The 10,921-nt window shown below is 72.0% G+C and carries 5 protein-coding genes and 1 pseudogene; 3 read left to right on the top strand and 3 right to left on the bottom strand.

The genetic code is table 11. The features are described from left to right. Window positions 1-208, bottom strand: a pseudogene (locus VN520_RS23085) (xylose isomerase); the annotation flags it as partial. A gap of 221 nt (window positions 209-429) precedes the next feature. On the opposite strand from VN520_RS23085, the gene xylB reads away from it, so the two are divergent. The 3 genes from xylB (at window position 430) to VN520_RS23070 (ending at window position 5,484) form a co-directional block, all read left to right on the top strand. After that, window positions 430-1,917 (top strand): xylulokinase, encoded by a 1,488-nt coding sequence (gene xylB / locus VN520_RS23080; protein WP_325748850.1) that lies wholly within the window; start codon window positions 430-432, stop codon window positions 1,915-1,917. 210 nt (window positions 1,918-2,127) lie between these two features. Beyond that, window positions 2,128-3,495, top strand: a complete 1,368-nt coding sequence (locus tag VN520_RS23075; protein ID WP_325748849.1) for a cytochrome P450 — start codon at window positions 2,128-2,130, stop codon at window positions 3,493-3,495. A 96-nt stretch (window positions 3,496-3,591) separates the two neighbouring features. After that, window positions 3,592-5,484, top strand: coding sequence for an ABC transporter ATP-binding protein (locus VN520_RS23070; protein ID WP_325748848.1), 1,893 nt, complete (start codon window positions 3,592-3,594; stop codon window positions 5,482-5,484). A gap of 206 nt (window positions 5,485-5,690) precedes the next feature. On the opposite strand, the gene yicI is transcribed toward VN520_RS23070, so the two are convergent. Both yicI and VN520_RS23060 read right to left on the bottom strand, forming a co-directional pair. Further along, the gene (gene yicI, locus VN520_RS23065; RefSeq protein ID WP_325748847.1) at window positions 5,691-7,958 is read right to left on the bottom strand and encodes an alpha-xylosidase; all 2,268 of its coding nucleotides are present in this window, start codon (window positions 7,956-7,958) and stop codon (window positions 5,691-5,693) included. After that, the gene (locus VN520_RS23060) at window positions 7,955-10,903 is read right to left on the bottom strand and encodes a glycoside hydrolase family 3 protein (protein ID WP_325748846.1); all 2,949 of its coding nucleotides are present in this window, start codon (window positions 10,901-10,903) and stop codon (window positions 7,955-7,957) included. The genes yicI and VN520_RS23060 overlap by 4 nt, the downstream gene beginning before the upstream one ends. Window positions 10,904-10,921: the final 18 nt, after the last annotated feature.

The following is a 10,921-nucleotide window of genomic DNA, read 5'->3' as shown; positions in this document are numbered from 1 at the left end:
GCTCGGCCTCGGAGGACCCGAACGGGATCAGGTCGTCGTCGTGGAAGGTCACCCCGTGCGCACCGAGCTCCGCGAGCCGCTCCACCGACTCCACCGGGTCCAGCGCGGGACGCGTCGCGTCACCGAACGGGTCGTTGCCACACCAGCCCACGGTCCACAGACCGAAGGTGAACCTGTCCGCAGGAGTGGGAGTGAAGCGTTCCGTCATCGTGTGTCCGCCTTCGCCTGCCTGGGGACCGGAGCCGTCGTCAGTACCCCGGGCCTATTTGTTCACTGGCATGATTAATTATGCACGGAGTGCCGCGCGGACGTAACCCCCCGGATGACGAAACGAGGGCAGCCCCTGTTCGGCACGCCGTCGATCACGTAATTTGTTTGTCGCACTCCCAAAACCAGCACCACCGGACACCGCACGAGAAGAGGTAGCCCATGCCGCCGCGTACCGTCGTCATCGGCGTGGACAGCTCCACCCAGTCCACCAAGGCTGCAGTCACCGACGCCGAGACCGGCGAGCTGCTCGCCGTCGGCCGCGCCCCGCATGTCGTCACGGGTGAGGGCGGGGCGCGCGAGACCGACCCCGAGATCTGGTGGCGGGCGCTGTGCGACGCCGTCGCAGCCGGCCTCAAGGAGTCCGGACTCTCCTCCTCCACCGTCACCGGCATCGCCGTCGCAGGGCAGCAGCACGGTCTCGTGACTCTCGACCGGACCGGCCGGCCGCTGCGCCCCGCCCTCCTGTGGAACGACACGCGGTCCGCGCCGCAGGCCGCGGCGCTCGTCACCGAGCTGGGCGGGCCCGAGGCGTGGACCGCGCGCACCGGCTCCGTACCCGTCGCGTCCATGACCGCGACGAAATGGCGGTGGCTGCGCGAGAACGACCCGGCGAACGCCGAGGCGACCACGTCCGTGCGGCTGCCCCACGACTTCCTCACGGAGCGGCTCGCGGGCGTCGCGGCGACGGACCCCGGGGACGCTTCGGGCACCTGCTGGTACTCCACCGGGACGGGGGCGTACGACCCGGTGCTCCTGGACCTCCTCGGCCTGGACGTCTCGATGCTGCCGGAGGTCGCCGCCACGGGCGGGACCCGGATCGGTTCCCTCACCGAGGCGGCGGCCGAGGCGCTCGGCCTGCCGGCCGGGATCGCCGTCGCGGCAGGCACCGGGGACAACATGAGCGCCGCGGTGGGCCTCGGCCTGGGCGGCGCGGGACTGCTGGACCATCCCGTCCTGAGCCTCGGCACCTCCGGCACGGTCTTCGCCGCCTCGCGGGCCCGCCCCACGTCCACGGCCCTCTCGGGGTTCGCCGCGGCCGACGGTACGTACCTCCCCCTGGCCTGCACCCTCAACTGCACCCTGGCCGTCGACAAGGTGGCCGGCCTGCTCGGCCTGCACCGCGACGACGCGGCACCCGGCGGTGAAGCCGTCCTCCTCCCGTACCTCGACGGCGAACGCACCCCGGATCTCCCCCGCTCCTCCGGACTGCTCACCGGACTCCGGCACGACACGACCCCGCAGCAGCTCCTCGGCGCGGCGTACGAGGGCGCGGCATTCACCGTGCTGCGGGCGCTCGACGAGCTGCTGCGGGCGTGCGGTCTCGACCCGGCCGACCCCGAGGTCGCCGGCCGGCCGCTCCGGCTGGTCGGCGGCGGCGCCCAGGGCCGCACCTGGGTGGAGACCGTGCGCCGGCTCTCCGGCAGGCCTCTGATCGTGCCGGGCAGCGGGGAACTGGTCGCACTCGGCGCGGCCGCGCTGGCCGCTTCCGCGGCGGGCGGTGGCGACCCGGTCGCCGTCGCGACCCGCTGGAACACGAAGTCGGGCGGCACGGACGCCGAACTCCCGGCGACGGAGAGGGACACCGAGACCTGGGAGCGCGTCGCCTCGGTGCTGGACAGGGCGGCGGAGCCACTGCTCGGCGGATGAGCCAGAGGGCGATCACACCCGCTTCGAGGCCGGCTGCGGATCTTCCGCAGGATCCGGCGGTGATCAGCGAGTGACCGAGGGCCGCAGACCACCGTCCGCGGCCCTCGGTCATGCCGTGGACCGGCACCGGAGATCCCTCTTCGAACTCGCGGGCAACCGGCATAGGCTCTGCAACTCACCTACTGGGCAAGGCAGATGACGGGAGTCCTCATGTCCACGGAAACCGATGCGGCCCTGGGCGCCGAGCCGCGTGGTCACCGGCTCGTCCAGGGGCCCAGGGGGCTTCCCTTACTCGGGAGCCTGCCGCAGTTCGGCAGGGACCCCCTCGCCTTCTTCGAGCGCCTGCGCGGGTACGGGGACATGGTGCGGTGGCGCTTCGGCCGCAACGACTGCGTCTTCATCGCCGACCCCGAGTGCATCGGCGAGCTGCTCACCGAGACGGAACGCACTTTCGACCAGCCGCTGCTGGGCATCGCCTTCCGTACGGTCATGGGCAACGGTGTCGTCGTCGCGCGCGGCACCGACTGGCGGCGCAAACGGTCACTGGTCCAGCCTTCGGTGCGGCCCAAGCAGGTGAAGGCGTACGCCTCCACCATGACGGCGTGCGCGGTGGAGCTGGCCGGCACCTGGTCGGAGGGCCGGCGCGTGGACATCAAGCGGGAGATGGCGGCGCTGACGCAGAAGATCGCCGTGCGCACCGTCTTCGGGGTGGACACGCCGGCCGACGCCGAGTCGATGGGCCGCGCCATGGACATCGCCCAGCAGGAGATCGGCAAGGAGTTCAGCGGACTCGGCGCCGTCCTGCCCGACCGGGTGCCGACGCCGGGGCGGGCCAGGATCAAGAAGGCCGCCGCGGTGATCGACGCCGAGGTCGGGCGCGTGGTGGCCCGCCATCGCGACGGCGACGGGGAGCGGCCCGACCTGCTGAGCCGGCTGCTCACCGCGGTGGACGGGACCGGGACGCACCTCTCCGACAAGGAGATCCGCGACGAGACGGTCACGCTCTACATCGGCGGCCACGAGACGACCAGTTCGACGCTGGTGTGGGCCTGGTATCTGCTCTCCCGCTCCCCGCACGCGCGGGCGGCACTCACCGAGGAGCTGGACCGGGTCCTCGGCGACCGGGATCCCGGCATCGACGACTACGCACACCTGGCCTACGCCCAGGCGGTGGTGAAGGAGACCCTCCGGCTGTACCCGACCATCTGGCTGATCACCGGGATCGCCAAGGAGGGAGCCCGGATCGGCGGTGTCCCGATGCCGGAGGGGACGCGGGTGTGGAGCAGCCAGTGGGTCACGCACCGGGACGAGCGGTGGTTCCCGGAGCCCGAGGCGTTCCGCCCGGAGCGCTGGGACGCGAAGGACGGGGACGAGATCCCCGAGTACGCCTGGTACCCCTTCGGCGGCGGCCCCCGCGTCTGCCTCGGCACACGGTTCGCGATGGTCGAAACGGTGCTGGTCCTCGCCGTCCTGGCGCGCCGTTTCGAGCTGGAGGTGGACCCGGGCACCATCGGCCCCGTGCCGACGCTGACCCTGCAGCCGGACCGTGAGGTCATGGCGACCGTACGGGCGCGCTGAACGCACACGCGGGTGAAGCCGACCGGGAACGCTTGACCTCAACCTTGCTTGAGGTCCTAGCGTGCCATGCATACCGACCGACTCCGGAGGCACCGCATGGACATGGAAGTCACGGCGTGGCATTCACTGCACAGCTCGATGAACGCGCAGAAGGACCGCCGGCCCTTCTCGAAGGCCACACTGCGCCGCGTCGCGGCGTTCGCCCGGCCCCACCGGGGCCGGATCCTCCGCTTCCTGCTCCTCAGCGTGGTCACCGCCCTGCTGGCGGTGGCCACACCGGTGCTGGCGGGGCGCGTGGTCGACGCGATCGTGCAGGGCGGGGAGGCGGGGACGGTCGCACGGCTCGCCCTGCTCATCGCCCTGATCGCCGTGGCCGAAGCGGGTCTCGGGCTCCTCGTCCGGTGGCTGTCGGCGACCCTGGGCGAGGGCCTGATCCTCGACCTGCGCACCGCCGTGTTCGACCACGTCCAGCGGATGCCCGTCGCCTTCTTCACCCGCACCAGGACCGGCGCGCTGGTCAGCCGGCTCAACAACGACGTGATCGGCGCCCAGCGGGCGTTCAGCAACACCCTGTCCGGCGTCGTCTCCAATCTGGTCACCCTGCTGCTGACCCTGGCCGTGATGCTCACGATCTCCTGGCAGATCACGCTGCTCGCCCTGGTACTGCTGCCGGTGTTCGTCGTCCCCGCCCGCCGGATGGGCGCCCGGATGGCGGGCCTCCAGCGGGAGGCCGCCGGCCACAACGCCACCATGGGCACCCAGATGACCGAGCGCTTCTCGGCTCCCGGCGCGACGCTCATCAAGCTGTTCGGGCGCCCCGCCGACGAGTCCGCCGAATTCGCCGCCCGCGCGGGCCGGGTGCGCGACATCGGCATCCGTACGGCGATGCTGCAGTCCACCTTCATCACAGCGCTCACCCTGGTGTCGGCGCTGGCCCTCGCCCTGGTCTACGGGCTCGGCGGCTACTACGCGCTGCGTGGCAGCCTGGAGCCCGGGGCCGTCGTCGCCCTGGCCCTGCTGCTCACGCGGCTCTACGCTCCGCTGACGGCACTGGCGGGGGCCCGGGTCGAGGTGATGAGCGCCCTGGTCAGCTTCGAGCGGGTCTTCGAGATCCTCGACCTCGAACCGCTGATCGCCGAGAAGCCCGGCGCCCGCCGGGTGCCGGACGGGCCGGTGTCCGTGGAGTTCGACACGGTCTCCTTCGGCTACCCCTCCGCCGACAAGGTCTCCCTCGCCTCGCTCGAAGAGGTCGCCGCACTCGACTCCGGCGGCGGCACACAGGTACTGCACGACGTCTCCTTCAGGGCGGAGCCCGGCCGGATGGTCGCGCTCGTGGGATCGTCCGGAGCCGGCAAGTCGACGATCGCGCAGCTCCTCCCCCGGCTGTACGACACCGACGCGGGCGCCGTGCGGCTGAACGGCGTCGACGTACGCGATCTGACGGCCGATTCGATCCGGGACACCCTCGGCATGGTCACGCAGGACGGGCACCTCTTCCACGAGTCGGTGCGTGCCAACCTCCTGCTCGCACGGCCGGAAGCCACCGAGGAGGAGATCTGGGACGCGCTGCGCCGCTCCCGCCTCGACGGCCTGATCGCGTCGCTGCCCGAGGGGCTGGACACGGTGGTCGGCGAGCGCGGTTACCGGCTCTCCGGCGGCGAACGCCAGCGGCTCACGATCGCCCGGCTGCTGCTGGCCCGTCAGCGGGTGGTGATTCTGGACGAGGCGACCGCTCACCTCGACTCCACCTCGGAGGCCGCCGTCCAGGAGGCGCTGGCCGAGGCTCTGGAGGGCCGTACGGCGCTCGTGATCGCCCACCGGCTGTCGACGGTGCGGGCCGCCGATCTGATCCTGGTGATCGAGGCGGGCCGGATCGTCGAACGGGGCACGCACGAGGAGCTGCTGGCCGCCGGCGGACGGTACGAGGAACTGCACCGGACCCAGTTCGAGCGTCCGGGAGCGGAGCCGGCGGCCCGGTCCGCCCGCTGACCGCCGGGGCCGGCCGGGCCGGCTTCCCTCCCCGGTGCCGCGACAGGCACGGGAGGGAGCCGGCCGCCGTACGCCGGCCGGTGGGGCCGGGGCTCGTGCACGACGACGCTGTGCACATCGGGATCACCGGCGTCGACGGCCCGGCCCGCCGCCGGCCCCGGGCAGAGGGCTGACGGCGGGCCATCGGATTTTGGTGAATGCGCGGGTCAGGCGAGGGTAACGGTCCCAGTCCCCTCCTCCGCCGCCCCGGTCTCCTCGATGACCACGCGGTAGGGACGGTCCGTGCCCTGCGCCGTGACCCGCGCGCCCGCTCCGTCGCGTACGACGCGGAACTCCGCCGCCGGACCGCCGGTCCGATCCGGCACGACGACCGACCGCTCACCGGTGGCGGACCCGAAGACCCGCAGGGTGAGGCCGTCCCGCCAGTCGCCGTCCGGGCGCTGGTCGTCGGCGCCCCACGGCAGTACGGCACCGTCCCTGACCAGCAGGGGCAGGCTGTCGAAGCCGTGCGTCTCGTGCCGCCAGGCGGGGCCGGTGACGCGTTCACCGGTGAGCAGCGAGGTCCAGGTGCCCTCGGGGACGTAGTACTCCACCTCCCCGTCCTCGGTGAAGACCGGCGCGACCAGCAGGTCCGGGCCGAGCATGTACTGCCGGTCCAGGGTGCGGGAGGCGGGGTCGCCGGGGAACTCCGCCAACATGGGCCGCATCATCGGGATGCCCGTGCGGTGCGTCTCGGCGGCCACTCCGTAGAGGTAGGGCATGAGCCGGTGCTTGAGCAGGGTGAACTTCCGTGCCACGTCGACGGCTTCCTCACCGAACTCCCACGGGACCCGGTAGGAGACGTTGCCGTGGAGCCTGCTGTGCGAGGAGAGCAGGCCGAAGGCGAGCCAGCGCTTGAAGACCGCCGGGTCGGGCGTTCCCTCGAAGCCGCCGATGTCGTGGCTCCAGAAACCGAAGCCGGACAGGCTCAGCGACAGACCGCCGCGCAGGGACTCGGCCATGGCGGTGAACGAGGCGAAGCAGTCGCCGCCCCAGTGCACCGGGAACTGCTGCCCGCCCGCCGTCGCGGACCGGGCGAAGAGCACCGCTTCCCCTGCCCCGCGCTCCTTCTCCAGGAGCTCGAAGACGGTGCGGTTGTAGATCTGCGCGTAGTAGTTGTGCATCCGCTCCGGGTCGGAGCCGTCGTGCCAGACGACGTCCGTGGGGATGCGCTCGCCGAAGTCGGTCTTGAAGCAGTCGACGCCCTGGTCGAGCAGGACACGCAGCTTGTCGTTGTACCAGGCCCGGGCGGCCGGGTTGGTGAAGTCGACCAGCGCCATCCCCGGCTGCCACAGGTCCCACTGCCAGATGTCACCGTTGGGCCGCCGCACCAGGTAACCGTGTTCCGCCCCCTCGGTGAACAAGGCCGACTTCTGGGCGATGTAGGGGTTGATCCACATGCTGATGCGCAGCCCGCGCTCCTTCAGGCGGGCCAGCATCCCCTCCGGATCGGGGAAGACCTCGGGGTCCCAGAGGAAGTCCGACCACTGGTACTCGCGCATCCAGAAGCAGTCGAAGTGGAACACGCTCAGCGGGATGCCGCGCTCGGCCATGCCGTCGACGAAGGAGGTGACGGTCTCCTCGTCGTAGGACGTGCAGAAGGACGTGGTCAGCCAGAGACCGAACGACCAGGCCGGCGGCAGCGCGGGTCTGCCGGTCAGAGCCGTGTAACGGGACAGGACGTCCTTCGGCGTCGGGCCGGCGACGACGTAGTACTCCAGCGACTGGTCCTCGACGCTGAACTGCACCTGCCCGACGGACTCCGAACCGACCTCGAAGGAGACCTTGCCCGGGTGGTTGACGAAGACGCCGTAGCCCCGGGAGGACAGGTAGAAGGGGATGTTCTTGTAGGCCAGCTCACTGCTGGTGCCGCCGTCCGCCTGCCAGATGTCGATGCTCTGGCCGTTCTTCACGAACGGGGTGAAGCGCTCGCCGAGGCCGTAGACGTTCTCACCGATGTCCAGGGCGAGCTGGGCGATCATGTGGTGGGTGCCGTCGGGTGCGGTCGCGAACGCCGTGCCTTTCGGATCCACCCCGGTGAGGCGCCGCCCGTCGGCGCCGAGGAAGGTGATGCCCCAGGGCCCGTCGCCGTCCATGCGCAACGTCAGGGGCCCGCTGGTGAGTTCCGTGACCGCGCCGTCCCGCCGGGTGCGTGCCGCAGGCGCCGTGGCGTCGTCCGGCAGGATCGTGAAGTCCGGTCCCCGCCGGGCCTTGCCGGCGTGATGGGTGGTGCGTACGCCGATGACCCCCTCGGCCGGGGAGAAGCATTCGACCGTGATCAGCGGGGTGTTGAGCGTGTCACCACGCGCCGCGACGCGCTTGACCGCCGCGTGGGCGGTGAACCGGTCGGCGTCGACACGCAGATCACGGATCTCGGTCGCGTACGACGCCTGGACGCCCTCACGCATGAGCCAGAAACCGTCGGTGAATTTCATGCGGACTCCCTGCCGGTGACGGCTTCGATGCGGGCGAGGCGTACGGACCCCGTGAGGCCGATGCACAGCTCGTGCACCCCGCGGAGGCCGAACTCGGCCTCGATGGCGCGGTAGTCGTACGGGCCGCCGGTGTCCGGGAACTGGACCACCAGACTGTGCCCGCCCCCGCGCACGGTGATGCGCCCCTCCCCCGAGACCAGGAGCGTCAGACCGTCCACGCCGTCCCCGAAGTCGCACGCCCCGTAGCTGAGCTGCCCCTCCTCGCCGGCGGAGGCGGGCGCGACGGCGTCGCCCTCCGTCTTCGCGCGGTCGACGATCACCGTGCCTCGCTGCCAGTCGTAGTCGGCGGCGTCGAGACCGCGCGAGACCACCGGGCGCGGGCCCTGCGCTGCGCCGTCGACGGCCACCGCGGCGGTGAGCCGGATGTCGGCGCTCGACGCGCCCGCGAGGACCTCGTACGCTCCGGGCTCGACGACCCAGCGTCCGTGCGCCACACTCCAGTGACCCAGTTCCTCCACGGGCACCTCGAATGCGAGCTTCTCCGCCGCGCCCGGTGCGAGGTGCACCCGGCGGTGGGCGACCAGCTTGCGCAGGGGCAGGGCCGCCGGCGCACCCTGGCCCGGCACGGACCCGAGCCTGCGTCCCAGTCCCTCGCGGGCGGGCGGGTCCTGCACCGGCGGCTGTACCGCCCGGACGTAGAACTGGGCCACCTCGTCGGCGGCGACGGAGCCGTCGTTGGTGACGGTCAGTGACATCCGCAGCCGCTCGCCGTCCACCTCGGCCCGGAGTCCGGAGTAGCTGAAGCCGGCGTATCCGAGGCCGTGTCCGAACGGGAAGAGCACCGCGCCGTCGAAGTAGAGGTACGTCTGCCGGGAGCCGATGATGTCGTAGTCGAACAGATCCGGCAGATCACCGTCGCTGGCGTACCAGGTCTGCGGAAGCCGGCCGGCCGGGGACACGTCGCCGGCGAGGACGCGGGCGAGCGCGGTGCCCGCGGCCTGACCGCCGTGAGCCGTCCACAGGAGCGCCGGCAGCCCGTCGGCCGCGTCGCCGACCGCGTACGGGTAGGCGGAGGTCAAGGCGAGGACCGTACGCGGGTTGGCGGCGTGCGCGGCGCGCCACAGCCGGTCCTGCTGGGCGGGCAGGGCGAGGGTCGTGCGGTCCTCGGTCTCGCGGCCGTTGATGTGGGGGTCGTTGCCCGCGACGACGATCACGGTGTCGGCGGCCGCGGCGACCCGGGCCACGGCGTCGGCGCCGTGCTCGACGGTCTCCGGCTCGAAGACCGTGGCGTCCGCGCGGGAGATCTTCTCGCCGGATGCGGCAACCTTGGCGCCGTCGGCGGCGACAGACACGTACCCACCGGTTCCGATGTGCAGAAGGCGGTGCCCGCCGTCGTGCCCCTCCACCGCTTCCAGGCGGAACGTCTCCTGGACGACCCAGCCGCCCGGCTCGTCGGCGGACGCCCTGACATATCCGTCACCGGCGACCGAGAGGTACAGCCCCTCGTCGGTCCGCAGGGTGAGGACGCCGTCGCCCCAGTCCACCAGGGCCAGTTCGGTGGCCTCGTCACCGCAGGTGAGCGGGGGCAGGTCGGTGCGGCCCGCGAGGAGCGCCGGGTCGAGGGCTCCTTCCGAGCCCCGCGCCTCGGCGTCCGCCGTCCCGTCGGCGGCGGGCACCTGGAGCCAGCCGCCGGAGCACCTGAACCGGACCCGGTCCACACCTTCGGCGAAGAGGACGTTCTCGGCGCCGTACCGTTCGCGGATTCCGTCGAGCGGCGTCGAGCGGTGCATGAGCGTGCCGCTGTACCAGTCGAGCTTGCAGGCGTCCGCGAGCAGTCCGACCACCGCGACGGTGCGGCCCCGCTCCGGCTCCAGGGGCAGCAGGCCGTCGTTCTTGAGCAGGACGACGGCCTGTTCCGCGGCTTCCAGGGCGAGCGCCCGGTGCTCCTCGGTGTCCAGGTCGTCCACCCGCGCGTACGGATCGAGGTCCGGGTCGAACTCGCCGAGTGCGAAGCGCAGTGCGAGCAGCCGGCGGACCGCGGTGTCGATGTCGCTCTCGCCGATGAGGCCCTTGTCGAGGGCGGCGCGGATGCGGCCGGTCATGACGGTGGAGTCGGTGCCGTGATCGGTGAAGCTGTCGACACCCGCCTTCAGGGCCGCGGCGGTCGCCTCTTCATGGGTGTCGAAGTAGTGCTCGGAATCGACCAGGTTGGAGGGCGCGCCCGCGTCCGAGCAGACGACGAGCGGCTGGTCGGTCCAGCGCCGCAGGTGCTGCTCCAGGAGCGGGGAGACGTGGTTGGGCCGGCCGTTGACCAGGTTGTAGGCGGGCATGACGCCGGCCACCGCCCCGGCCCGCACGGCGTCGCGGAAGGCCCGCAGGTCGTACTCGTGCAGGACGCGCGGGCGGACGGAGGAGGAGGCGGTGTCCCGGTCGGTCTCGTTGTTGTGCGCCAGCCAGTGCTTGAGCACGGGTGCGGTACGCCAGTAGCGGGGGTCGTCCCCGCGCAGCCCGCGGGTGTAGGCCACCGCGATGGCGGAGGTCAGTGCCGGGTCCTCGGAGTACCCTTCCTCGCCCCGGCCCCAGAGCGGGTGACGCAGCAGGTTGACCGTGGGTGCCCAGACGTTGAGCCCGACCCGGTCGTCCTGGGCGCGCTTGGCCCGTACTTCGTTGCCGACGGCCTCGCCGATCCGGCGGACCAGGTCGTCGTTCCAGGTGGCGCCGAGACCGACCGCCTGCGGGAAGACGGTGGCGGGCCCCATCCAGGCGACTCCGTGCAGGGCCTCCTGTCCGGTACGGAACGGGCCGAGCCCCAGTCGCTCCACCGCCGGGGCGAACTGGTGCAGCATCGCGATCCGCTCGTCGAGCGTGAGCCGTCCGAGCAGATCGTCGGTGCGCCGGGAGAAGGACAGCTGCGGGTCGCGGAAGGGAAGCGGATGGTCCGTCACGTGCGGGTCCCCTTGAAG

Source organism: Streptomyces sp. (assembly GCF_035563135.1).
Classification (GTDB): Bacteria; Actinomycetota; Actinomycetes; order Streptomycetales; family Streptomycetaceae; genus Streptomyces.
The sequence above is the reverse complement of the archived record's forward strand: the minus strand, read 5'-3'. Positions and strand labels throughout refer to the sequence as shown.

Excerpts from the sequence above, each read along its gene's own strand:
- xylB (WP_325748850.1), top strand. The coding sequence starts at position 430 with ATGCCGCCGCGTACCGTCGTCATCGGCGTGGACAGCTCCACCCAGTCC.
- VN520_RS23075 (WP_325748849.1), top strand. The coding sequence starts at position 2,128 with ATGTCCACGGAAACCGATGCGGCCCTGGGCGCCGAGCCGCGTGGTCAC.
- VN520_RS23070 (WP_325748848.1), top strand. The coding sequence starts at position 3,592 with ATGGACATGGAAGTCACGGCGTGGCATTCACTGCACAGCTCGATGAAC.
- yicI (WP_325748847.1), bottom strand. The coding sequence starts at position 7,958 with ATGAAATTCACCGACGGTTTCTGGCTCATGCGTGAGGGCGTCCAGGCG.